Here is a 23023-nt window from a genome sequence, read left to right on the forward strand (position 1 = left end):
GGGTGTGTGGTGGGAAAGGGCCGTGCGGGTCAGCCGGAGCGGCGCAGGGCCTCCGTCAGGCGGGCGGCCGCGTCGATGACGGCCTGGGCGTGCATCCGCCCCGGGTGCCGGGTCAGGCGCTCGATCGGCCCGGAGACCGACACGGAGGCCACCACGCGGTTCGACGGCCCGCGCACCGGCGCCGAGACGGAGGCCACGCCGGGCTCCCGCTCGCCGATCGACTGCGCCCAGCCGCGGCGCCGTACGCCCGAGAGCGCCGTCGCCGTGAAGCGCGCGCCCTGCAGACCCCGGTGGAGCCGCTCGGGCTCCTCCCAGGCCATCAGGATCTGTGCTGCCGAACCGGCCTTCATCGGGAGCGTGGAGCCCACCGGCACGGTGTCGCGCAGACCCGACAGCCGCTCGGCCGCGGCCACGCAGATGCGCATGTCGCCCTGACGCCGGTAGAGCTGCGCGCTCTCGCCCGTCACGTCGCGGAGGTGGGTGAGCACCGGTCCGGCCGTGGCCAGCAGGCGGTCCTCGCCGGCCGCGGCGGCAAGCTCTGCCAGCCGCGGGCCGAGGATGAACCGGCCCTGCATGTCCCTCGCCACCATCCGGTGGTGTTCCAGTGCCACGGCGAGGCGATGTGCCGTGGGTCGTGCGAGCCCTGTCGCCGCGACCAGCCCGGCGAGGGTGGCCGGACCGGACTCCAGTGCGCTCAATACCAGAGCTGCCTTGTCGAGAACGCCGACGCCGCTAGAGTTGTCCATGAAACGATATTCACGTCTCACACTGTGAAACGCAAGTTCAATTTTTCCAAGAACCAGCGAGTCTGTATGTACGGGTCCACGAACCACTGGACCCGGGACGGTGAGCCGGAGGGAAAGCGATGGGTAGGACACTCGCGGAGAAGGTCTGGGACGACCATGTCGTCCGGCGCGCCGAGGGCGAGCCCGACCTCCTCTTCATCGATCTGCACCTGCTGCACGAGGTGACCAGCCCCCAGGCCTTCGAAGGTCTGCGGCAGGCCGGCCGCAAGGTCCGTCGCCTGGACCTCACCATCGCGACCGAGGACCACAACACCCCCACCATCGACATCGACAAGCCGATCGCCGACCCCGTCTCCCGCGCCCAGCTGGAGACGCTGCGGGCGAACTGCGCCGAGTTCGGCGTACGCCTGCACTCGCTGGGCGACGTCGAGCAGGGCGTCGTCCACGTCGTGGGACCGCAGCTGGGCCTGACCCAGCCGGGCACCACCGTGGTCTGCGGCGACTCGCACACCTCCACGCACGGCGCCTTCGGCGCGCTGGCCTTCGGCATCGGCACCAGTCAGGTCGAGCACGTGCTGGCCACCCAGACGCTGCCGCTGGCCCGCCCCAAGACGATGGCCATCACCGTCACCGGTGCGCTGGCCGAGGGCGTCACCGCCAAGGACCTGATCCTGGCCATCATCGCGAAGATCGGCACCGGCGGCGGCCAGGGCTACATCCTGGAATACCGCGGCGAGGCCATCGAGAAGCTCTCGATGGAAGCCCGCATGACCATCTGCAACATGTCGATCGAGGCCGGCGCCCGCGCGGGCATGATCGCCCCCGACCGGACCACCTTCGACTACCTGCGGGGCCGCGACCACGCCCCCGCGGGCGAGGACTGGGACGCGGCGGTCGCCTACTGGCAGACCCTGCGCACCGACGACGACGCCGTCTTCGACGCGGAGGTCGTCATCGACGGCGCCGCGCTGTCCCCGTTCGTCACCTGGGGCACCAACCCCGGCCAGGGCGCGCCGCTGTCGGCCAACGTCCCCGACCCCGCTTCGTACGAGGACGCTTCGGAGCGCCACGCCGCCGAAAAGGCCCTGGAATACATGGGGTTGACGGCCGGGCAGCCGCTGCGGGACATCACGGTTGACACCGTCTTCGTAGGTTCCTGCACCAACGGCCGCATCGAGGACCTGCGCGCCGTGGCCGGGATCATCGAGGGCCGCAAAGTCGCCGACGGCGTACGGATGCTGGTCGTCCCGGGCTCGGTCCGCGTCGCGCTCCAGGCCGTGGAAGAGGGCCTGGACAAGGTCTTCAAGGAGGCCGGCGCCGAATGGCGGCACGCGGGCTGCTCGATGTGTCTGGGCATGAACCCCGACCAACTGGCGCCCGGTGAGCGCTCCGCGTCCACCTCCAACCGCAACTTCGAGGGCCGGCAGGGCAAGGGCGGACGCACCCACCTGGTCTCCCCGCAGGTGGCCGCCGCCACCGCGGTGCTGGGCCATCTGGCCTCGCCCGCCGATCTGTCCGACGCCACCGCGACCGCCGGAGTCTGAACCATGGAAGCCTTCACCACCCACACCGGCCGGGCCGTCCCGCTGCGCCGCAGCAACGTCGACACCGACCAGATCATCCCGGCCCACTGGCTGAAGAAGATCACCCGCGACGGGTTCGAGGACGGGCTCTTCGAGGCCTGGCGCAAGGACCCGGAGTTCGTCACGAACCGCCCGGAGCGCGCGGGCGCGACCGTGCTGGTCGCGGGCCCCGACTTCGGCACCGGTTCCTCGCGCGAGCACGCCGTGTGGGCCCTGCAGAACTTCGGCTTCAAGACGGTCATCTCCTCCCGGTTCGCCGACATCTTCCGCGGCAACTCGCTGAAGAACGGTCTGCTGACCGTGGTCCTGCCGCAGGAGACCGTCGACCGGCTGTGGGAGCTGACCGAGGCCGACCCCACCGCCGAGATCACCGTCGACCTGGTCGCCCGCCAGGTCCGAGCGGAGGGCGTCGAGGCGGAGTTCGAGCTCGACGACAACGCCCGCTGGCGCCTGCTGGAGGGGCTGGACGACATCTCGCTCACCCTTCAGAACGAAGCGGACATCGCCACCTACGAAAGCGCCCGGCCCGCCTACAAGCCGCGTACGATTCGGGCCTGATTCCGGCCTGATCAGCGCTTATTCGCCCTTGGGTGATCACAATGCCGACGCTGTGCCCCCCACCTTCCGGTGGGGGGCACAGCTGTGTGTTGAGGCCCCGTGAGGCGACAACTCGCCCCAGATGGCACAATCTGTGCATGGAACGCGACAGTCAACTTGAGCTCTACGAACTCGTCGCGGACCGATTGAAAGAAGCACACACAAGGGTGCGCACGCTGCAAGTCCCGGAGGGCGTAAGGATGGCGCTGTCCCGGAAGCTGTTGGTCGTCACGGCCGCGGCGAAGCATGATCTCGCCGATGCGGCAAGGCGCCTGGACAGGTTGATGAAGGACCTCGACGAGGGTCGATTCCCTGAAGGCGACTGATGCGAAGGAACTCCGTAACGGCCTACATCGTTGCGGCACTAGGGTGATTAGCCCGTTTCGTGTTTGATTTGCGGTATATATCCGCCTAACGTGCGAAATAAGCTTGAACACATTCGTTCTGGCGAAGTCTCCGAAGGGGAAGACGTGAACAAGGCGCAGCTCGTAGAAGCGATTGCCGACAAGCTGGGCGGCCGCCAGCAGGCCGCGGACGCCGTCGACGCGGTACTGGACGCCATCGTCCGCGCGACCGTCGCGGGCGACCGGGTCTCGGTCACGGGCTTCGGCTCGTTCGAGAAGGTCGACCGTCCGGCCCGTTACGCCCGCAACCCGCAGACCGGTGAGCGCGTCCGGGTCAAGAAGACCTCCGTGCCCCGTTTCCGCGCGGGCCAGGGGTTCAAGGACCTGGTCAGCGGCACCAAGAAGCTCCCCAAGGGCGGCGAGGTGTCGGTGAAGAAGGCCCCCAAGGGCAGCCTCACCGGAGGTGCTTCCGCGACGGTCAAGAAGGCCGCGGCCAAGAAGGCCACCACCGCCAAGAAGGCGGCGGCGAAGACCGCGGTCGCGAAGAAGACCGTCGCCAAGAAGACCACCGCGGCCGTCAAGAAGGCCACCGCGAAGACCGCCGTGGCGAAGAAGGCCACGCCGGCGGCGAAGAAGGCCACCGTCAAGAAGGCGGCGGCCACGGCCAAGAAGACCGCGACCACCGCCAAGAAGACCGCTCCGGCGGCCAAGAAGGCCACCGCCAAGACCACCGCGCCCGCCAAGAAGACGACGGCGCGCAAGACCACCGCGAAGAAGACCACGGCCCGCAAGAAGTAAGGCCGACAGTCACACACGCCGGGCCGGCTTCCCCTCGTCTGGGGAAGCCGGCCCGCGGTGCTGTTCAGGGATGATCGCGTCAGGGACGTTCGCGCAGCTCAGAGGGGCTGCGGCTCAGAAGGTCTGCAGGGTGATCAGGGTGATCCGCAGCCCCGCGCCCTCGCCGTCCGTCTCGATCCGGACCCGCTGACCGGGGCGCAGCAGCCGCAGGCCGCCCGCGTCGAACGCCGGGGCCTCGAAAGGCACCGGGGTGCCGTCGTCCAGCAGCACACTGCCGCTTCGGGTCTGGGAGTCGTACGTATACGCGGTCGCCTGCATACGGGCACTGTATCGGGCCGTGTGCCGCCCCACGCCGAGGGCGAGGGCGGTCCGCAGATCCGCCGCCGTGTCCACGTCCCGGCGCACGCTGTCGACACCCGCCAGGGCCATTTCCACCGCCCCCGAGGCGGAATGCCGGGCCCGCGAGGGGCCGCCGAACGAGGGTGCCAATTCCACGTCCGGAGCAGCGGAAAGCAAGGTCGTCCCGATTCCCGCCGCATCCGCCAGAAATGCCCGGGGAAATGCCGAAGCGGTTTCGAGCACGCGTAGCAATTCCGGTGGGCGCAGCGCCGGCAGGTCCGCGTTCATCGCGGCCACGGCGCAGCCCGGGCGGCCCGCCCGTACCGCCCGCGCCCCGTGGGCCAGCGCCGCGTTGAGCCCGGCCCCGGGGACGTCCGGGACGATCCGGGCGCCGAGCCGGGCCAGTTCCGGCCCGGCCAGCGAGTCGTCCGTGACGACCACCACATCGGCGACCGCCGCGCAGGCCAGGGCGCCCGCCACGGTGTCCTGCGCGAACGCCAGCGCGAGCCCCGGACGCCATGCGCCCACCGCCGCCGCGAGACGGCTCTTGCCCACGGCCAAGGGCTTCAGCGGGACCACCAGACTCCATACGGTGCTCGTGACCGACTCCTTCCCCTCCGGCGCGCTCCCGCGCCCGCGTAGACCATGGCCGGGTCATGGCCGGGTCATGCCTCGGCCCATTGTCGCCTTCACCCGGCCCACCCGGGGGTTGGCTGCCACGAGCGGGGCGTACGGTGTTCTCGACAGCGACCGGAATCCGGGGCCACACTTGTCCGGCCGACGAGTGCCCAATCCACACGCCGGTCCTAGAGGAAGGTGTTCGAGTGTCCCGCCGCAGAATCGGCTTCTGGTACCGCCTGGCAGCGGTGATCGCGAAACCGCCGCTGGTAGTGCTCTTCAAGCGGGACTGGCGGGGAATGGAGCACATTCCGGCCGAGGGCGGATTTATCACCGCCGTCAATCACAACTCGTATCTGGACCCGCTGTCGTACGCGCACTTCCAGTACAACACCGGCCGGGTGCCGCGATTGCTCGCGAAGGCCGCCCTCTTCAAGGTGCCTTTTGTCGGCTCGATCCTGCGCGGGTCAGGCCAGATCCCCGTCTACCGGGAGTCCACCAACGCCCTGGACGCATTCCGGGCCGCCGTGGCCGCCATCGAGACCGGCGAATGCGTGGCCTTTTACCCGGAGGGCACCCTCACCCGGGACCCCGACATGTGGCCGATGGCCGGCAAGACCGGCGCCGCCCGCGTCGCGCTGATGACCAGGGCGCCCGTCATTCCGGTGGCCCAGTGGGGCGCGAACCTCGCGATGCCGCCCTACGCCAAGGAGAACAAGATCCGGCTGTTCCCGCGCAAGACCCTCCGGGTGATGGCCGGACCGCCCGTCGACCTCTCCGAGTTCTACGACCGCGAACCCACCCCGGACGTCCTCAGGGACGCCACGGAGGCCATCATGGCGGCCATCACCGCGCTCCTGGAGGAGCTGCGGGGCGAGCGGGCGCCCGAGCAGCCGTACGACCATCGCAAGGCCCGGGCGCAACAGCGGCGACAGGCCGCGGGGGAGGACAGCAAGTGACACGTCCCGTGAAGGCAGCCGTCTACGGAACCGGCTCCTGGGGCACGGCCTTCGGCATGGTGCTCGCCGACGCCGGCTGCGAGGTGACCCTCTGGGGCCGCCGCCAGGAGGTCGTCGACGCCATCAACACCGGCCGGACCAACCCGGACTACTTCCCCGGCGTCGAACTCCCCGCCAACATGCGGGCCACCGCCGACGCCGCCGAGGCGGCCCGCGGCGCCGACTTCGCCGTCCTCGCCATCCCCTCCCAGACCCTGCGCGGCAACCTCGCCGAATGGGCCCCGCTGCTGCCCGCCGACACCGTGCTCGTCTCCCTGATGAAGGGCATCGAACTCGGCAGCGCCAAGCGGATGAGCGAGGTCATCGAGGAGGTGGCCAAGGTCCCCGCCGAGCGCGTCGCCGTCGTCACCGGCCCCAACCTCGCCCGCGAGATCGTCGCCCGCCAGCCCGCCGCGTCCGTGGTGGCCTGCGTGGACGAGGCCGTCGCCCGGCGGCTCCAGGCCGCCTGCCACACCCCGTACTTCCGCCCGTACACCAGCACCGACGTCATCGGCTGCGAACTCGGCGGCGCCGTCAAGAACGTCATCGGCCTCGCCGTCGGCATCGCGGACGGCATGGGCCTCGGCGACAACACCAAGGGCTCGCTCATCACCCGCGGCCTTGCCGAAGCCACCCGCCTGGGTCTCGCGATGGGCGCCGACCCGCTCACCTTCTCCGGCCTCGCGGGCCTCGGCGACCTGGTCGCCACCTGCTCCTCACCGCTCTCCCGGAACCACACCTTCGGCACCAACCTCGGCCGCGGGATGACCCTGGAGGAGACCATCGCGGTCACGAAGCAGACCGCCGAAGGGGTCAAGTCCTGCCAGTCGGTGGCCGATCTGGCACGGCGCCACGAAGTGGACATGCCGATCACCGACACCGTCGTCGACATCGTCCACCACGGCAAGCCCCCACTGGTCGCGCTGAAGGAGCTGATGGGACGCAGCGCCAAACCGGAACGCCGCTGACTCCATTCCGGACGTGTGAGCGGGTATCGTCGTGGCGATATGAGCAGCGAGAACCTCCCCCAGACCCCTGAGCAGCAGGGCCGCAAGCCCCGCGTGGCCGTCGTGTTCGGCGGCCGCAGCTCGGAACACGCCATCTCGGTCGTCACCGCGGGCGCCGTGCTGCGCTCCATCGACCGGTCCAAGTACGAGGTGCTGCCCATCGGCATCACCACCGACGGCCGGTGGGCGCTGACCGCCGACGAGCCGTCCCGGATGGCCATCGCCGACCGGAAGCTCCCCAACGTCGACGACCTGGCCGACTCCGAGGACGGCGCCGTCGTGCTCTCGGTCGACCCCGCCAACCGCGAGGTCGTCTACACCGAGCCGGGCGCCGTCCCCAAGGCCCTGGGCGAGGTCGACGTCGTCTTCCCGATGCTGCACGGCCCGTACGGCGAGGACGGCACCCTCCAGGGGCTGCTGGAGCTCGCCGGGATCCCGTACGTCGGCTCCGGCGTCCTCGCCTCGGCCGTCGGCCAGGACAAGGACTACATGAAGCGGGTGTTCACGTCCTTCGGGCTGAACGTCGGCCCGTACGTCACCATCCGCCCCCGCGAGTGGACCGTCGACCCCGACGCCGCCCGCGGCCGGATCCTGGACTTCGCCGACGAGCACGGCTGGCCGCTGTTCATCAAGCCCGCCCGGGCCGGCTCCTCGATCGGCATCACCAAGGTCGACGACGTCTCCGGCCTGGACGCGGCGATCCACGAGGCCCAGCAGCACGACCCGAAGATCATCGTCGAGGCGCTGCTGCGCGGCCGCGAGATCGAGTGCGGCGTGCTGGAATTCGAGGACGGGCCGCGCGCGAGCGTCCCCGCCGAGATCCCGCCGGTCTCCAGCCACGACTTCTACGACTTCGAGGCGAAGTACATCGACTCCGCCTCCGGAATCGTGCCCGCCCCGCTCACGCCGGAGCAGACCGACGAGGTGCGGCGGCTCGCGATCGAGGCTTTCGAGGCCGCGTCCTGCGAGGGCCTGGTGCGTGCCGACTTCTTCCTCACCGAGGACGGCACCTTCGTCATCAACGAGATCAACACCATGCCCGGCTTCACGCCGATCTCCATGTACCCGCGCATGTGGCAGGAGTCCGGCGTCGAGTACCAGGAACTGGTCGACCGCCTGATCCAGGCCGCCCTGCGCCGCTCCACCGGGCTGCGCTAGCCGCGCGTCCAGCCGTACGACAGCGACCGCCCGCCGGGACATCCGGCGGGCGGTCGCTGTGAGAACGGGGGGCAACGGGCTACGGCCCCTGACGTCAGTAGGACGAGATGCCCTTGGGCACGGCCTCGCCCACCGCGGCGGACAGTCCGACGAGCAGGCCCGCGTCCGTGCCATGCTCCTTGTCGACCTGCACCTCCGTGTACGCCAGCCGCAGCCCGGTGGTGAAGCGGGCACCGCCGTCGGGCAGCCGCTCCACCAGCCAGCTGACCCCGTTGACCTCCAGGCCGTCCAGATCCGGATCGGCCATCTTGGGGGGCTTGGGGATACCGCACCGCAGTACGATCGCCGAGCCGCCCCACGCGGCCGTCAGATCCGACGCGGGCCGGGTGGTGGTCCGCGCCAGGCCGGCCACCTTCTCCGGGAGCTTCTCGTGCAGTGCCGCACAGAGCCCCGCGACGTCGGCGGGCGGCGTGGGCGGCGGATCCACCCGGGCCTCGGAATCGCCCGGGGCACAGCCCGCGAGGGCCAGGACGGCCGCCAGGGTGGGCAGGGCGAGCAGACGGAACGGCCGGCGGTGGAGGGACATCACCGGCCAAGAGTAGACGGGGGCTACAGATGGACCACCGGGCAGGTCAAGGTGCGGGTGATCCCCTCCACCTGCTGGACCTTGGCGACCACCATGCGGCCGAGTTCGTCCACGGTGTCGGCCTGGGCGCGGACGATCACGTCGTACGGGCCCGTCACGTCCTCCGCCTGGATCACCCCCGGGATCTGGCCGATGGACTCGGCGACGAACGACGCCTTGCCCACCTCGGTCTGGATAAGGATGTACGCCTGTACCACGGAACCTCCAGGGCGGCCACGAGGATCATTTCCCCTAACCTTCGGATGGGCCCAGGGAGATCACGCGGGCCCGGGGAAGAAGGGACGCCACGGTACCGCGTCGCCGAGCGCCGCGGGGAGACCCGGGGGCCCGGCGCCACGCACGGCGGGGCGTACGAAGAGCAGAAGTTGACGTATCTGTTGACGGTACCCAGAGCTGTGACGGCTCGCGACCGCAAGCGGACTGGGCAAGAAGGGGCACAGCGATGAAGGGCACTGTGGGCGAGCTGGGGGAGTTCGGGCTCATTCGAGAGCTCACCTCACGGCTCACCACCACCCCGGCGGTCCGGCTCGGACCCGGCGACGACGCCGCGGTGGTGTCGGCCCCCGACCGGCGGGTCGTGGCGAGCACGGACATCCTGCTCGAAGGCAGGCACTTCCGCCGCGACTGGTCCACCGCCTACGACGTCGGCCGCAAGGCCGCCGCGCAGAACCTCGCCGACATCGCCGCCATGGGCGCGGTGCCGACCGCGCTGCTGCTCGGCCTCGTCGTCCCGGCCGAACTGCCGGTCACCTGGCCCACCGAGCTGATGGACGGCCTGCGCGACGAGTGCCAGGTCGCCGGCGCGGCCGTCGTCGGCGGCGACGTCGTCCGCGGCGACACCATCACCGTGGCCATCACCGCCCTCGGCGACCTGCGCAACCACGAGCCCGTGCTGCGCTCCGGCGCCCAGCCCGGCGACGTCGTCGCCGTCACCGGCTGGCTCGGCTGGTCCGCCGCCGGTTTCGCGGTGCTCTCGCGCGGCTTCCGCTCACCGCGGGCCTTCGTCGAGGCGCACCGGCGCCCCGAGCCGCCGTACCACGCCGGCCCCGCGGCCGCCGGACTCGGCGCCACCGCCATGACGGACGTCAGCGACGGCCTGATCGCCGACCTCGGGCACATCGCCGAGGCCAGCAAGGTACGGATCGACCTGCGCTCGGCCGCCGTGGACATCCCGACCCAGATGCACGACATCGGCCAGGCCGTCGGCGTGGACCCGCTCCAGTGGGTGCTCACCGGGGGAGAGGACCACGCGATCGTGGCGACCTTCCCGCCCGACGTGAAGCTCCCGGCCCGCTGGAAGGTCATCGGGGAGGTGCTGAACCCCTCCGCGCAGCCCCAGGTGACCGTGGACGGTGCTCCCTGGCACACCACCGGCGGCTGGGACCACTTCGGCGCCGACCCGGCCCCCGAGGACGCCCCCCGGTGACCGCCGCCCCGCCGCTGTGCCTGACCGTCGCCGGATCCGACTCCGGCGGCGGCGCGGGCATCCAGGCCGACCTCAAGACCATGCTGGCGCTCGGCGTCCACGGGATGAGCGTGGTGACCGCCGTGACCGCGCAGAACTCGCTCGGGGTGAAGGGCGCCTGGGAGCTGCCGGCCGAGGCCGTCAGGGCGCAGTACCGGGCCGTGGTGGACGACATCGGCGTGCGGGCGGTGAAGACCGGGATGCTGTCATCCGCCGTGCTGGTCGAGACGGTCGCCGAACTGCTCGCCGGCACCCCCGCCCCCGCCGTCGTGGACCCCGTCGGCGTCTCCAAGCACGGGGACGCGCTGCTCGCCTCCTCGGCGCTGGAAGCCGTACGCAAGGAACTGCTGCCCCGGGCCACCGTGGCCACACCGAACCTGGACGAGGTCGCCCAGCTCACCGGGGTGGCCGTGGAGAGCGAGGACGACATGCGGCGGGCCGCCGACGCGGTCCTCGGGTACGGGCCCCGCTGGGCGCTGATCAAGGGCGGCCACCTCGCGGCGCACGGGAGCGAGGCCGTGGACCTGCTGACGGACGGGGCCGACGAGCTGTGGCTGCGCGCGCCCCGGCACGACAACCGGCACACGCACGGCACGGGCTGCACCCTGGCGAGCGCCATCGCGGCCGGCCTGGCCAAGGGCCTGGAGGTCCCGGCGGCCGTCACGGCGGCCAAGGAGTACGTCACGGGCGCCATCGCCGCCGGCTTCGCCCTGGGCGGCGGCATCGGGCCGGTGGACCACGCCTGGCAGTGGCGCCGCTGAGCGCCGGCGGGACGGAAAAGACCACCGCGTCACGTGACGCGGTGGTCTCTCTCGGGTCCTCGCCGTTCGGGCAACGCCGTTCGGGCAAGGCAAAAGGCCGGTCCACCAGGGTGGACCGGCCTTCTTGGCAACCGGAAGGGGCTGCGCTACGACGGGTGGCGTCAGCGCGAGACCTTGCCGGCCTTGATGCACGAGGTGCAGGCGTTGAGGCGCTTCGGCGTCCCATTGACCACGGCACGGACGCGCTGGATGTTCGGGTTCCAGCGACGCGAGGTGCGGCGGTGCGAGTGGGAGATGTTGTTGCCGAAGCTCGGCCCCTTGGCGCAAACGTCGCAGTTGGCAGCCACAGGTCACTCCAAAGACTTCAGATGCACTTACAGTGAAATCCGGCGCACCGGATCAGAAGTCTGAGGAAGTCTGAGTGGTTTGCCGGGGGAATGGCCCGACTCTCGTCGGGCAACCGGAGCAGCATACAACGACTGCGTCCGTCCAAGAAAACTACCATGACCGCCGCCGACCCCGCCCCGGGGTCCCGGGGTGCGGGCCGCCCTTCGTTACCCTGCGGTGAACCCCGGCCCGCACAAGGAGGAACGCCCGGTGCCGCACGAGCCTCAGCCGCACACCCTCGACGCCGAAGCGGTGCGCACCTGGAGCTCGCTCGCCCTGGCCGCACTGGGCCGGGCCCGCGAGGACATCGACGCGATCAACGTCTACCCGGTCGCGGACGCCGACACGGGCACCAACCTCTACCTGACCGCCGAGTCCGCCGACCGCGCCCTGGACGCCGCCTTCGGGCACGGGTCCGCGGACGTGAGCGACGCCACAGCCCGGCCCTCCCTGTCCGAGGCGGTACGGGCCTACGCGCACGGCGCGCTCATAGGCGCCCGGGGCAACTCCGGGACGATCCTGGCGCAGCTGCTGCGCGGGGTCGCCGACGTGCTCGGCGCCGAGCCCGAGGGGCGCGGCCCCGGCCCGCTGCTCGCGCAGGCGCTGACCCGGGCCGCCGAGGAGGCTTACCAGGCCGTCGCGCACCCGGTCGAGGGCACCATGCTCACCGTCGCGGGCGCCGCCGCGCGGGCCGGCGAGGCCGTCGGGAGCGCTGCCGGGACCGCCGCCGACGTGGCCCGGGCGGCCTACGACGGGGCCCGCGCGGCCCTGGCGGAGACCCCGGGGCAGCTGGCCGCGCTGGGGCGGGCCGGGGTGGTCGACGCCGGGGGCTGCGGGCTGGTCGCCGTACTCGGGGCGCTGTGGCAGGCGCTGTCCGGGCAGGAACCCGAGCGGGAGCCCGTACGCGGGCGGGCCGTGTCGGTGCCGCGGGCGCCGGAGCCGTGCGCCGAGGAGCAGGGCGGACCCGCGTACGAGGTGATCTACCTGCTGGAGGCCACCGAGGCGGCGGTGGGGGCGCTCCGCGCCCGGCTCGACGGACTCGGCGACTCCCTGGTGGTGGTCGGCGGCGACGGGCTCTGGAACGTCCACGTCCACGTCGACGACCCCGGCGCGGCGGTGGAGGCCGGCGTGGTCGCCGGGCGGCCGTACCGGATCCGCATCACCCACTTCGGCGACGAGCGACGCCGCGGCCGCGGCGAGCGCGCCCAGCGGGCCGTGGTCGCCGTGGTCCCCGGCGAGGGGCTGGCCGGGCTGTGCGCCGAGGCGGGCGCCACCACCGTGCTCGCCCGGCCCGGTGAGGTCCCGGCCGCGGCGGAACTGGCCGACGCCATCCGGCGGGCCCACGCCCGCGAGGTGGTGCTGCTGCCGGGCGGCGCCGACTGGCGGGCGGCCGCCGGTGCCGCCGCCGAACAGGCCCGGGCCGACGGCGTGCGGGTGGCCGTGATCCCGACCCGGTCCGCCGTGCAGGGGCTGGCCGCGCTGGCCGTGCACGACCCGGAGGGCAGCTTCGACGAGGACGTGGTCGCCATGACCGCCGCCGCCGGCGCCACCCGGTACGCGGAACTGGCCGTCGCCGAACGCCAGTCGTTCACCTCCGCCGGGATCTGCCAGGCCGGGGACGTCCTCGGCCTGATCGACGGGGACGTCGCCGTCATCGGCGCGGGCCTGGCGCAGACCGCCGAGGCGGTGCTGGAGCGGATGCTCGGCTCCGGCGGCGAACTCGTCACGCTGGTCCTCGGACCGGAGGTGCCCGACGCCCTCGCCGAGCACCTGGAGGCCTACGTACAGCACGGGCACCTGGCCGTGGACACCGTCACCTACCGGGGCGGGCGGTACTCGGCGCCGCTCCTCATCGGGGTCGAATAGCCGGGTTGTCAGCGCCATGGTGTGCAATGGAACACGTGCCCGCGCTCGACGAAGACCTCAAGAAGACGCTCGGCCCCGCCACCGCCAAGGTGCTGGCCGAGCAGCTCGGCCTGCACACGGCCCTGGACCTCCTCCACCACTACCCGCGCCGGTACGCGGAGCGCGGTGAGCTGACCTCGCTGGCCGAGCTCGCCGACCAGCTCGACGAGCACGTGACGGTCGTGGCCCAGGTCGCGGACGCCCGGATCCTCACCTTCAACGGCGGCCGCGGCAAACGCCTGGAGGTCACCATCACCGACGGCAACGGCCGCCTCCAGCTGGTCTTCTTCGGGGCCGGGGTCCACAAGCCGCACAAGGACCTGTTGCCGGGCACCCGCGCCATGTTCGCGGGCAAGGTCGGCATGTTCAACCGCAAGCTCCAGCTCTCCCACCCCGCCTACGAGCCGCTCGGCGCGGACGCCTCCGACCGGGACGCCGCCACCGCCTTCGCGGGCCGGCTCATCCCGATCTACCCGGCCTGCGCCAAGCTGGAGTCCTGGAAGATCGCCAAATGCGTGGACGCCGTCCTGCCCAGCGCCCAGGAGGCCGTGGACCCGCTGCCGCCCGCCCTGCGCGAGGGCCGCGGACTGGTCCCGCTCACCGAGGCCCTCCTCAAGATCCACCGCCCGGGCACCAAGGCCGACATCGAGGACGCCCGCCAGCGCCTGAAGTGGGACGAGGCCTTCGTCCTCCAGGTCGCACTGGCCCGCCGCCGGCACGCCGACTCCCAGCTCCCGGCCGTCCCCCGCCGCCCCACCCCGGGCGGCCTGCTCGACGCCTTCGACGCCAAACTCCCCTTCACCCTCACCGAGGGCCAGCAGACCGTCTCCAAGGAGATCTTCGACGACCTGGCCACCGAACACCCCATGCACCGCCTCCTCCAGGGCGAGGTGGGCTCCGGGAAGACGATGGTGGCGCTGCGGGCCATGCTCGCCGTCGTGGACTCCGGCGGGCAGGCCGCGATGCTCGCTCCCACCGAGGTGCTCGCGCAGCAGCACCACCGGTCCATCACCGAGATGATGGGCGAGCTCGCCGAGGGCGGCATGCTCGGCGGATCGGATCAGGGCACCAAGGTCGTGCTGCTCACCGGGTCCATGGGGATGCCCGCGCGCCGCCAGGCGCTGCTCGACCTGGTCACCGGCGAGGCCGGGATCGTGATCGGCACGCACGCGCTGATCGAGGACAAGGTGCAGTTCCACGACCTCGGCCTGGTCGTCGTGGACGAGCAGCACCGCTTCGGCGTCGAACAGCGCGACGCGCTGCGCTCCAAGGGGAAGCAGCCGCCGCACCTGCTCGTGATGACGGCGACCCCGATCCCGCGCACGGTCGCGATGACCGTCTTCGGCGACCTGGAGACCTCCGTCCTCGACCAGCTGCCGGCCGGGCGCTCCCCGATCGCCACCCACGTGGTGCCCGCCAAGGACAAGCCGCACTTCCTGGCCCGGGCCTGGGAACGGGTCCGCGAGGAGGTCGAGAAGGGGCACCAGGCGTATGTGGTCTGCCCCCGCATCGGGGACGGGGAGGACGACCCCAAGAAGAAGGCCGCCGAGGACGACGGCGACAAGCGGCCGCCGCTCGCCGTCCTGGAGATCGCCCAGCAGCTGACGCGCGGAGCGCTGGCCGGGCTGAGCGTCGAGGTGCTGCACGGTCGGATGGACCCCGCCGACAAGGACGACGTCATGCGCCGGTTCGCCGCCGGCGAGGTCAAGGTGCTGGTCGCCACCACCGTCATCGAGGTCGGGGTGAACGTCCCCAACTCCACCGTCATGGTGATCATGGACGCGGACCGGTTCGGCGTCTCCCAGCTCCACCAGCTGCGCGGCCGCGTCGGCCGGGGCTCCGCGCCCGGCCTGTGCCTGCTGGTCAGCGAGATGCACGAGGCCAGCCCCGCCCGGGCCCGGCTCGCGGCCGTCGCCGCCACCCTGGACGGCTTCGAGCTCTCCCGGATCGACCTCGAACAGCGCCGCGAAGGCGATGTGCTGGGCCAGGCACAGTCGGGCGTGCGGTCCTCGCTGCGGATGCTCGCCGTCATCGAGGACGAGGAGGTCATCGCCCAGGCCCGGGAGGAGGCCACCCGCGTCGTCGCCGAAGACCCCGAACTGGAGCGGCTGCCCGGCCTGAAGCTGGCGCTGGAGGCCCTGCTCGACACCGAGCGCGAGCAGTACCTGGAGAAGGGCTGATCGGCACGACCTATCGTGGAACCCCTGAACGTGTCCCCGCCCTCCCCACCGAAGGACCCCAGATGACCCGCGTGATCGCCGGCAGCGCCGGCGGGCGACGGCTGACCGTGCCGCCCGGCACCGGCACCCGGCCGACCTCCGACCGGATGCGCGAAGGGCTCTTCTCCACCTGGGAGTCCCTGCACGGCGTGGAGGGCGCCCGGGTGCTCGACCTGTACGCGGGCTCCGGCGCGGTCGGCCTGGAGGCCCTCTCCCGCGGCGCCGACCAGACGCTGCTGGTCGAGCCCGACGCGAAGGCCGCCAAGGCCATCCGGGACAACATCAAGGCGGTCGGCCTGCCGGGCGCCGAGTTCCGGGCCGGGAAGGCCGAGCAGATCGTCGCGGTCCCGGCGCACGGGGAGCCGTACGACATCGTCTTCCTCGACCCGCCGTACGCCGTGGACCACGAGGAACTGCGGGAGATCCTGCTCACACTCCGGTCCAATGGCTGGCTCACGGACGATGCACTGGTCACCGTGGAACGCAGCACCAGGAGCGGCGCCTTCCCGTGGCCCGAGGGGTTCGAGCCGCTCCGTGCGCGGAAGTACGGCGAGGGCACCCTTTGGTACGGCCGCGCCGCCTCCACCAGCGAAGACTCATGAACGAGGGAGTTCAGTTGCGCCGCGCCGTCTGTCCGGGGTCCTTCGATCCCATCCACAACGGACACCTCGACGTCATCGGACGCGCCTCCAGGCTGTACGACGTCGTGCACGTCGCCGTGATGATCAACCAGTCGAAGCAGGGCCTGTTCACCGTCGAGGAGCGGATCGAGCTGATCCGCGAGGCGACCGCCGACTACGGCAACGTCGAGGTCGAGGCCTTCCACGGCCTGCTCGTCGACTTCTGCAAGCAGCGGGACATCCCGGCCATCGTCAAGGGCCTGCGCGCGGTCAGCGACTTCGACTACGAGCTCCAGATGGCCCAGATGAACAGGGGCCTGTCGGGCGTCGAGACGCTGTTCGTCCCGACCATCCCCACCTACAGCTTCCTGTCCTCCTCCCTGGTCAAGGAGGTCGCGGCCTGGGGCGGGGACGTCGCCCACCTGCTGCCCGCGCACGTGCACACGGCGCTCGTCGAGCGACTGAGCCGGAAGTGACGGTCTGACGGGACGTCAGTCGGTGTCGGGCGATCGCCCGGTGGCCTTAAAGTCGTCCCGTCCGTCTCAGGAACCGCCTGAGGCCGAGAGAGTGCGAGCCCCCATGGACGTGCAGAAGAAGCTCGACGAGATCGTCGCGGCCGTCGGCGGCGCCCGGTCCATGCCCATGTCGGCCTCCTGCGTGATCAACCGCGCGGAGCTGCTCGCCCAGCTCGAAGAAGTGCGGGGCGCCCTGCCCGGCTCGCTCGCGCAGGCCCGGGAGCTCATCGGCGACCGGGAGCAGATGGTCGAGGAGGCCCGCCGGGAGGCGGACCGGATCATCGAGTCGGCGCACGCCCAGCGCGGTTCGCTGATCTCCGACACCGAGGTCGCGCGGCGCTCCCAGGACGAGGCGGACCGGATCCTGGCCGACGCCCGCCGGGAGGCCGAGGAGATCCGTGCCGAGGCCGACGACTACGTCGACAGCAAGCTCGCGAACTTCGAGGTCGTCCTCAGCAAGACCATCGGCTCGGTGGACCGTGGCCGCGAGAAGCTGCTCGGCCGCGGCCCGGGCCTCGACGACCAGGGCTACCCGGACACCGACGCCCCCGAGCGCAGCCACGACCCGCAGACGCAGCGCGAGCAGGCCGACGCCTACGTGGACACCAAGCTGGCCACCTTCGAGGCGGTGCTCTCGGCGACCCTGGAGGCCGTCGGGCGCGGCCGCCAGAAGCTCCTCGGCCGGGTCCCGACGGACGACCTCGGCGCGCACATGGCCGCCCAGGACGCGGCGGGCGTCCAGCAGTCCCGCTCGGCGAGCGACGCGGACTTCCTGGCGGGCCTCGCGGAGCCGGAGGCGCCCGTCGCCCCGCTGATCCCGGCGCAGGCCCACCCGGAGCCGGTGTACGACGCGTACGGCTACCAGCAGCCCCAGCACCAGCAGGACCCGTACTCCTACCAGGACTCGTACGGCGGCTATCCGCAGCAGGCGCAGCAGCCCGACCCCTACGCCGCGTCCTACGAGCAGCAGCCGGATCCGTACGCCGCGTACGGCCGGCAGGTGCCGCACCCGCAGCAGCCCCAGCACCCGCAGCAGCCGGCGCTCGACGAGACCAGCTTCTTCGACACGAGCATGATCAACCTTGATCAGCTGCGCCAGTACGAACAGGGCCGCTAGACCGGATTGGGCTCAGAGCGAAGCGCCGGGTATCCTGGCTCTTCGGTCGCGCGTATGCACCGCGATCCATGCTGCCCTTCAGCGGCAGCATATTTGATCTTCAGCGATCTGTGAAAGCAGGAACGGCCCTGAATACCCGCCTCGACCACCGCAACCCCCTCGTGTTCGACACGCACGAGCTGGGTCGGCGTCCTGGTGCCATGCAGCGGCTGTCCCGTGAGATCGCGGCACCGGCGGACCTCGGTCTCGCCGATGTCATCGGGGTTCCGGAAGGCGCCCCGCTGAAGCTCAACCTCCGTCTTGAGTCGGTCATGGAAGGGGTGCTTGTCACAGGCACCGTCCGTGCGTCGGCGACGGGGGAGTGCGTAAGGTGTCTGGAGTCCGTCGAGCGCGAGCTCAAGGCGGACTTCCAGGAGATGTTCTCGTACCCTGACGCCGACGACCGGGGCCGCGCCAAAGCGGAGCCGGCCGACGACGCCGAGGACGACGAGGACACGCTCTACCTTGAGGACGGCTTGTTCGACCTCGAACCCGTGCTGCGCGACGCGGTGGTGCTCGCACTGCCGCTGCAGCCGGTGTGCCGGGAGGACTGTCTCGGACTGTGCCCCGATTGCGGGCTCAGCCTGAACGACGACCCGGACCACCACCACGACGCCGTCGACATCCGTTGGGCGGCACTGCAGGAACTCGTCGTGACCGATCAGGACGACGAGAAGGACAACATGAGCGGCACTGCATCTGACGACGTTCAGAGCGCCGCCGAGAAGCAGGAGAAGTAGCCGTGGCTGTTCCGAAGCGGAAGATGTCGCGCAGCAACACGCGCCACCGCCGGTCGCAGTGGAAGGCTGCGGTCCCCACCCTGGTTTCGTGTGAGCGTTGCCAGGAGCCGAAGCTCCAGCACATCGCGTGCCCGAGCTGCGGCACCTACAACAAGCGCCAGGTCCTCGAGGTCTGAGCGGCTGGTGAGAGGCGCAATGTCTGAGCTGTCCAACGCTGAGAAGCAGGCAGACAGTAACAACGCGGCCTCGTCCCACACGCTTCTGGAAGGGCGGCTCGGGTATCAACTCGAGTCCGCCCTTCTGGTGCGTGCGCTGACCCACCGTTCGTACGCGTACGAGAACGGCGGTCTGCCCACCAACGAACGGCTGGAGTTCCTCGGGGACTCCGTGCTGGGCCTGGTGGTCACGGACACGCTGTACACGACCCACCCCGACCTGCCGGAAGGCCAGCTGGCCAAACTGCGGGCCGCTGTGGTCAACTCGCGCGCACTGGCGGAGGTCGGCCGCGGCCTCGAACTCGGCTCCTTCATCCGGCTCGGCCGGGGCGAAGAGGGCACGGGCGGCCGGGACAAGGCCTCCATCCTCGCCGACACCCTTGAAGCGGTGATCGGCGCGGTCTACCTCGATCAGGGCCTCGACGCGGCCTCGGAGCTGGTCCACCGGCTCTTCGACCCGCTCATCGAGAAGTCCTCGAACCTCGGGGCCGGCCTGGACTGGAAGACCAGTCTCCAGGAGCTGACGGCAGCAGAAGGCCTTGGTGTACCGGAGTACCTGGTCACCGAGACCGGACCGGACCACGAGAAGACCTTCACCGCTGCCGCCCGCGTCGGTGGTGTCTCGTACGGCACCGGCACCGGCCGCAGCAAGAAGGAAGCGGAACAGCAGGCTGCGGAGTCCGCGTGGCGCGGGATCCGTACCGCCGCGGACGAGCGGATCGCGGCGGCAGCCGCGGCCGCGGCCGCTCCGGCGGCGCAGGCCGAGGACGACGGGGCGCCGATGCCCGCCGATCCGACGCCGGGCGTCTGACCCTTCCTTCGCCCTTCCCATCGGGATACCCGCCCGCCCCTGCACAGCAGGGGCGGGCGGGCCCGTTTCCGGGGCAGGGGCGGCCGGTAGGCTCGGGCGGAAGAGACCCGCGCCCCCTCCGGAGGAACACCGTGCCCGAGCTGCCCGAAGTCGAAGTCGTCCGGCGCGGTCTGGAGCGCTGGGTGGCCGGGCGGACCATCGTGGACGTCGAGGTGCTGCACCCGCGCGCCGTACGCAGGCACCCCGCCGGGGGAGCCGACTTCGCCGCCCGGCTGCGGGGCGAGACCTTCGGGGTGCCCCGGCGGCGCGGCAAGTACCTGTGGCTGCCCGTCGAGGGGCGGGACCTGTCCGTGCTCGGCCACCTCGGCATGAGCGGGCAGCTGCTCGTGCAGCCGGCCGACGCCCCGGACGAGAAGCACCTGCGGATCCGGGTCCGGTTCGACGACGCCACCGGCACCGAACTCCGCTTCGTCGACCAGCGCACCTTCGGCGGGCTCTCGCTCCACGAGAACACCCCCGACGGGCTGCCCGACGTCATCGCCCACATCGCGCGCGACCCCCTGGACCCGCTGTTCGACGAGGCCGCCTACCACCTCGCGCTGCGTGCCAAGCGGAGCACCGTCAAGCGGGCCCTGCTGGACCAGTCCCTGATCAGCGGCGTCGGCAACATCTACGCGGACGAGGCGCTGTGGCGCGCCAAGCTGCACTACGAGCGCCCCACCGCCACCCTCACCCGCCCCCGGAGCGCGGAACTCCTCGGCCACGTGCGGGACGTGATGAACGCGGCCCTCGCCGTGGGCGGCACCAGCTTCGACAGCCTCTACGTCAACGTGAACGGCGAGTCCGGGTACTTCGACCGGTCCCTCGACGCCTACGGGCGCGAGGACGAGCCGTGCCGGCGCTGCGGTACGCCGATGCGGCGGAGGCCGTGGATGAACCGGTCCAGCTACTTCTGCCCGCGCTGTCAGCGGCCGCCGCGCGTGGTGTCGTAGGCCGCTCGGGCGGTCAGCACCTGCGGCATGCTGCCCTCCAGGAGGTCGATCAGCGCGCTCAGCCGGTCGGCGACCTCGCGGCCGAGCGGGGTCAGCTCGTAGTCGACGCGGGGCGGGTTCACCGGCTGGGCCTCGCGGTTGACGATGCCGTCGCGCTCCAGCGCGTGCAGGGTCTGGGAGAGCATCTTCTCGCTCACGCCCTCCACCCGGCGGCGCAGTTCGTTGAACCGGCACGGGCCCTCGCGCAGGGCGCCCACGGTGAGGCTGCCCCAGCGGCCGGTGACGTGCTCCAGGGTCTCGCGGGACGGGCAGGCGCGCGCGAAGACGTCGAAGGGCGGGTCGGCCTCGGCGGGGGCGACGGCTTCGGTGCCGGCAGGAGTCTCCATGGCGAAAGCGTACTCCGTGGCGCTAACCAGGGGAGTGCGCTCTCCCATGGTTAGTGATCATCCTGCCGTGCGCCTCAGAAGCCGAAGTCCTGGGTCCACCACGGGCCGCCGTCGGCGACGTACACGCCGACGCCCAGGGTGCGGAACTCGCAGTTGAGGATGTTCGCCTTGTGGCCCGGGCTGTTCATCCACGCCTTCATCACGGCCTCGGCGTCACCCTGGCCCCGGGCTATGTTCTCGCCGCCGAGGCCCGCGATGCCGGCGTTCTGCGCGCGGGTCCAGGGGGTGTTTCCGTCGGGGTCGGTGTGGTCGAAGAAGCCCCGTACGGCCATGTCCTTGCTGTACGCCGCGGCCAGCGCCGCGAGCGGCGGGTTCGCCCGGACCGGACCGCAGCCGGCCTGTGCCCGCTCCTGGTTCACCAGGGTGACCACGGCGGCTTCCTCGGCGGAGTGGCCGTCATCGGGCGTGGGGGCGGTCGTCGGTGCGGCCGTCGGGGCGGTCGGCTTCGCCGGCGGCGGGGTCGGCTTCGGCTTCGGCTTCGGGGCGGCGGTCTTCGCCGGGGCCTCGGCGGAAGCGGCCGGGGACGGCGTCGCGGCCGGCTTGGGCGAAGCCGCGGCGGAGGCGGAGGTGGTGGCGGAGGCCGAGGGGGACGGGGCCGGGGAGGCCGGCTTCGAGGGCGACGCGGAGGGCGAGGGCGAGGCCGACGGGGAGGCGGTGCGCGGTACGGGGACGGAGGAGGCGCGGCCGGACAGGTTGGCGAGGCCGTTCTGCTGCGGCTCCATCCTGTCGGCGCTCGGCGAGAGCTTGGCCACGGCCTTGGTCTTCGCCTCGGTCCCGCCGTCGGCGCCGGGGCCGACGTACGGGAAGGCGCTGCCGACCGGCACCAGCCCGGTGGTGACGGCCGCGGTGCCGAGGGCCACGGCCACGGAGACGCCGAGGAGGCTGTTGCGCACGACGGCGCGCTTGCCGGCGCGGCGCGGCGCGGCGTGGAGTCCGTGGCGTCCCATGGAGGCTCGTCTTTCCTTGCAAGTGCGGATGTTGCTCGCCCGAAAGGGTGAGCTCATTGGAGCGCGACTGTAGCCCATGGGGCCCGGGGGGCGATGTGTCCGGAATTTGTTTGCCCGGTTAGCGTTCACGCATGAATGCAGATGTCCGCATGACCGCGTGGGTACGCGGCCGTGTACAGGGAGTGGGGTTCCGTTGGTTTACCAGGGCCAATGCTCTGGAGATCGGCGGGGTCGTCGGCTTCGCGCTCAATCTCGACGACGGCCGAGTGCAGGTTGTGGCGGAAGGTCAACGTGAGAATTGCCACCGGCTGCTGGAGTGGCTGACGTCCGCCGACACGCCCGGACGAGTGGACGGGGTGACAGAGATCTGGGGCACACCGCGCGGTGGCTATGACGGGTTCGCGATCAGGTGACCGATCGACTGATCATGCCCTGATCAGATCTCTCTATGGTCCGCACATGGTCGGATCTGCGCATTCATCCCCGCGGCGTTGCCGGCGGGGGCGATTCGTGGAAGGCTCGGAACCGAGGATGATCTCCACGCCCCTTGCGGGGCCCGGGCTGCCCGCCGATACGGGGCGTGATCGTGTTGACCGTCAAACTTTTTGGTGAGACGCTGGAAGCCCCGCGCACCTGAGCTGTTTGGCAGCGCTGGCAGTAGTCAGCGCAGTGACTGACAGTCGCTGTCGGACATCCGCGGGTGCGATTCCCTCACGACCCACACCGCTTCGGTCGGTCACTCAGTGTGGAGGACCATCCATCATGGCAAAGGCGCTTCTCGGTTACGTCGGCGGTTCCGATCCGCGACTCCTCGCCGAGATGCGACGGCTTCAGCAGCGCGTCCAGGACCTTGAGTCCGAGCTCGTACGGATTCAGTCCGAAAACGACGCGCTGAACGCGGCCGCCGCTCAGCACGGAGACTCGCTGCTGGACAGCATCGGCATCGACGTACCCCAGGCGGAGCCTGCGCTCACCTGATCCGCGCTCAACTCGTTGCTCGACTCCAGCCC

Annotated in this window: 26 protein-coding genes and 1 pseudogene; 20 read left to right on the forward strand and 7 right to left on the reverse strand. The window is 71.4% G+C overall.

Annotation, left to right across the window (positions count from 1 at the left end):
- Positions 1-29: 29 nt before the first annotated feature.
- Positions 30-746, reverse strand: a complete 717-nt coding sequence (ndgR, locus tag OG982_RS21985; protein ID WP_007266782.1) for an IclR family transcriptional regulator NdgR — start codon at positions 744-746, stop codon at positions 30-32.
- A 119-nt stretch (positions 747-865) separates the two neighbouring features.
- Between ndgR and leuC the strand changes: the two genes are divergently transcribed.
- The 4 genes from leuC to OG982_RS22005 all read left to right on the forward strand — a co-directional run bounded on the left by leuC (position 866) and on the right by OG982_RS22005 (position 4068).
- Complete coding sequence (gene leuC / locus OG982_RS21990) at positions 866-2290, forward strand: 3-isopropylmalate dehydratase large subunit (protein WP_266784150.1); 1425 nt, start codon at positions 866-868, stop codon at positions 2288-2290.
- A 3-nt stretch (positions 2291-2293) separates the two neighbouring features.
- Positions 2294-2887 (forward strand): 3-isopropylmalate dehydratase small subunit, encoded by a 594-nt coding sequence (gene leuD, locus OG982_RS21995; RefSeq protein WP_266784148.1) that lies wholly within the window; start codon positions 2294-2296, stop codon positions 2885-2887.
- Positions 2888-3024: 137 nt separating this feature from the next.
- On the forward strand, positions 3025-3252 hold the full coding sequence (locus OG982_RS22000; protein WP_008739877.1) for a hypothetical protein: 228 nt from the start codon (positions 3025-3027) through the stop codon (positions 3250-3252).
- 144 nt (positions 3253-3396) lie between these two features.
- Positions 3397-4068, forward strand: a complete 672-nt coding sequence (locus OG982_RS22005) for an HU family DNA-binding protein (protein ID WP_266784146.1) — start codon at positions 3397-3399, stop codon at positions 4066-4068.
- 321 nt (positions 4069-4389) lie between these two features.
- Here OG982_RS22005 and cofC read toward each other — a convergent pair.
- A pseudogene (gene cofC, locus OG982_RS22010) lies at positions 4390-4989 on the reverse strand (2-phospho-L-lactate guanylyltransferase); the annotation flags it as partial.
- Between the two features lie 242 nt (positions 4990-5231).
- Here cofC and OG982_RS22015 point away from each other — a divergent pair.
- From OG982_RS22015 to OG982_RS22025, 3 genes are read left to right on the forward strand one after another with little or no spacing between them, the layout of a single operon-like run.
- Positions 5232-5984, forward strand: a complete 753-nt coding sequence (locus tag OG982_RS22015; RefSeq protein WP_266784144.1) for a 1-acyl-sn-glycerol-3-phosphate acyltransferase — start codon at positions 5232-5234, stop codon at positions 5982-5984.
- Positions 5981-6991 carry an NAD(P)H-dependent glycerol-3-phosphate dehydrogenase gene (locus OG982_RS22020; RefSeq protein WP_266784142.1) on the forward strand — a complete coding sequence of 337 codons (1011 nt, stop codon included), beginning with the start codon at positions 5981-5983 and terminating at the stop codon, positions 6989-6991. Before OG982_RS22015 ends, OG982_RS22020 begins: the two co-directional genes overlap by 4 nt.
- A gap of 39 nt (positions 6992-7030) precedes the next feature.
- Positions 7031-8188: a D-alanine--D-alanine ligase family protein gene (locus tag OG982_RS22025; protein ID WP_266784140.1), complete on the forward strand. Its 1158-nt coding sequence runs from the start codon at positions 7031-7033 to the stop codon at positions 8186-8188.
- A gap of 94 nt (positions 8189-8282) precedes the next feature.
- Here OG982_RS22025 and OG982_RS22030 read toward each other — a convergent pair whose 3' ends face one another.
- Together OG982_RS22030 and OG982_RS22035 are read right to left on the reverse strand one after the other, a co-directional pair.
- Positions 8283-8774, reverse strand: coding sequence for a DUF3515 domain-containing protein (locus OG982_RS22030; RefSeq protein ID WP_266784138.1), 492 nt, complete (start codon positions 8772-8774; stop codon positions 8283-8285).
- A gap of 23 nt (positions 8775-8797) precedes the next feature.
- Positions 8798-9031, reverse strand: a complete 234-nt coding sequence (locus tag OG982_RS22035; protein ID WP_030028650.1) for an Lrp/AsnC family transcriptional regulator — start codon at positions 9029-9031, stop codon at positions 8798-8800.
- A 245-nt stretch (positions 9032-9276) separates the two neighbouring features.
- Between OG982_RS22035 and OG982_RS22040 the strand changes: the two genes are divergently transcribed.
- Together OG982_RS22040 and thiD are read left to right on the forward strand one after the other, a co-directional pair.
- Positions 9277-10260 (forward strand): thiamine-phosphate kinase, encoded by a 984-nt coding sequence (locus OG982_RS22040; RefSeq protein WP_266784136.1) that lies wholly within the window; start codon positions 9277-9279, stop codon positions 10258-10260.
- Positions 10257-11060, forward strand: coding sequence for a bifunctional hydroxymethylpyrimidine kinase/phosphomethylpyrimidine kinase (gene thiD / locus OG982_RS22045; protein WP_266784134.1), 804 nt, complete (start codon positions 10257-10259; stop codon positions 11058-11060). Before OG982_RS22040 ends, thiD begins: the two co-directional genes overlap by 4 nt.
- 161 nt (positions 11061-11221) lie before the next feature.
- Here the strand turns inward: thiD and rpmB are convergent, their stop codons facing one another.
- The gene (gene rpmB, locus OG982_RS22050) at positions 11222-11407 is read right to left on the reverse strand and encodes a 50S ribosomal protein L28 (RefSeq protein ID WP_007266795.1); all 186 of its coding nucleotides are present in this window, start codon (positions 11405-11407) and stop codon (positions 11222-11224) included.
- Positions 11408-11657: 250 nt separating this feature from the next.
- Here rpmB and OG982_RS22055 point away from each other — a divergent pair, with 250 nt between their 5' ends.
- From OG982_RS22055 to mutM, 9 genes are all read left to right on the forward strand, one after another.
- Positions 11658-13313 carry a DAK2 domain-containing protein gene (locus OG982_RS22055; RefSeq protein WP_266949141.1) on the forward strand — a complete coding sequence of 552 codons (1656 nt, stop codon included), beginning with the start codon at positions 11658-11660 and terminating at the stop codon, positions 13311-13313.
- A 26-nt stretch (positions 13314-13339) separates the two neighbouring features.
- Entirely contained in the window at positions 13340-15532 is a 2193-nt protein-coding gene (recG, locus tag OG982_RS22060; protein ID WP_266949143.1) for an ATP-dependent DNA helicase RecG, read from the forward strand.
- A gap of 62 nt (positions 15533-15594) precedes the next feature.
- A complete protein-coding gene (gene rsmD / locus OG982_RS22065) occupies positions 15595-16173 on the forward strand; it encodes a 16S rRNA (guanine(966)-N(2))-methyltransferase RsmD (protein WP_266784128.1) in 579 nt (192 codons plus the stop codon).
- A gap of 14 nt (positions 16174-16187) precedes the next feature.
- Positions 16188-16667 carry a pantetheine-phosphate adenylyltransferase gene (gene coaD / locus OG982_RS22070; protein ID WP_266949958.1) on the forward strand — a complete coding sequence of 160 codons (480 nt, stop codon included), beginning with the start codon at positions 16188-16190 and terminating at the stop codon, positions 16665-16667.
- 103 nt (positions 16668-16770) lie between these two features.
- Positions 16771-17823 carry an ATP synthase F0 subunit B gene (locus OG982_RS22075; protein WP_266784126.1) on the forward strand — a complete coding sequence of 351 codons (1053 nt, stop codon included), beginning with the start codon at positions 16771-16773 and terminating at the stop codon, positions 17821-17823.
- 68 nt (positions 17824-17891) lie between these two features.
- A complete protein-coding gene (locus OG982_RS22080) occupies positions 17892-18602 on the forward strand; it encodes a DUF177 domain-containing protein (RefSeq protein WP_266784124.1) in 711 nt (236 codons plus the stop codon).
- A gap of 2 nt (positions 18603-18604) precedes the next feature.
- Entirely contained in the window at positions 18605-18778 is a 174-nt protein-coding gene (gene rpmF, locus OG982_RS22085; RefSeq protein WP_003965982.1) for a 50S ribosomal protein L32, read from the forward strand.
- Positions 18779-18797: 19 nt separating this feature from the next.
- Positions 18798-19628 (forward strand): ribonuclease III, encoded by an 831-nt coding sequence (gene rnc, locus OG982_RS22090; protein ID WP_266784122.1) that lies wholly within the window; start codon positions 18798-18800, stop codon positions 19626-19628.
- 131 nt (positions 19629-19759) lie between these two features.
- Complete coding sequence (mutM, locus tag OG982_RS22095; protein WP_266784120.1) at positions 19760-20620, forward strand: bifunctional DNA-formamidopyrimidine glycosylase/DNA-(apurinic or apyrimidinic site) lyase; 861 nt, start codon at positions 19760-19762, stop codon at positions 20618-20620.
- On the opposite strand, the gene OG982_RS22100 is transcribed toward mutM, so the two are convergent.
- Both OG982_RS22100 and OG982_RS22105 read right to left on the reverse strand, forming a co-directional pair.
- Positions 20593-21006 (reverse strand): helix-turn-helix domain-containing protein, encoded by a 414-nt coding sequence (locus OG982_RS22100; protein ID WP_266784118.1) that lies wholly within the window; start codon positions 21004-21006, stop codon positions 20593-20595. The two genes, mutM and OG982_RS22100, sit on opposite strands and share 28 nt — an antisense overlap.
- 74 nt (positions 21007-21080) lie before the next feature.
- Complete coding sequence (locus tag OG982_RS22105; protein ID WP_266784116.1) at positions 21081-22013, reverse strand: CAP domain-containing protein; 933 nt, start codon at positions 22011-22013, stop codon at positions 21081-21083.
- A gap of 131 nt (positions 22014-22144) precedes the next feature.
- Here OG982_RS22105 and OG982_RS22110 point away from each other — a divergent pair, with 131 nt between their 5' ends.
- The gene (locus OG982_RS22110) at positions 22145-22426 is read left to right on the forward strand and encodes an acylphosphatase (RefSeq protein ID WP_008739932.1); all 282 of its coding nucleotides are present in this window, start codon (positions 22145-22147) and stop codon (positions 22424-22426) included.
- Positions 22427-22775: 349 nt separating this feature from the next.
- Positions 22776-22991 carry a hypothetical protein gene (locus OG982_RS22115; protein WP_008739933.1) on the forward strand — a complete coding sequence of 72 codons (216 nt, stop codon included), beginning with the start codon at positions 22776-22778 and terminating at the stop codon, positions 22989-22991.
- Positions 22992-23023 lie beyond the last annotated feature (32 nt).

The sequence above is a fragment of the Streptomyces sp. NBC_01551 genome, assembly GCF_026339935.1.
Classification (GTDB): domain Bacteria; phylum Actinomycetota; class Actinomycetes; order Streptomycetales; family Streptomycetaceae; genus Streptomyces.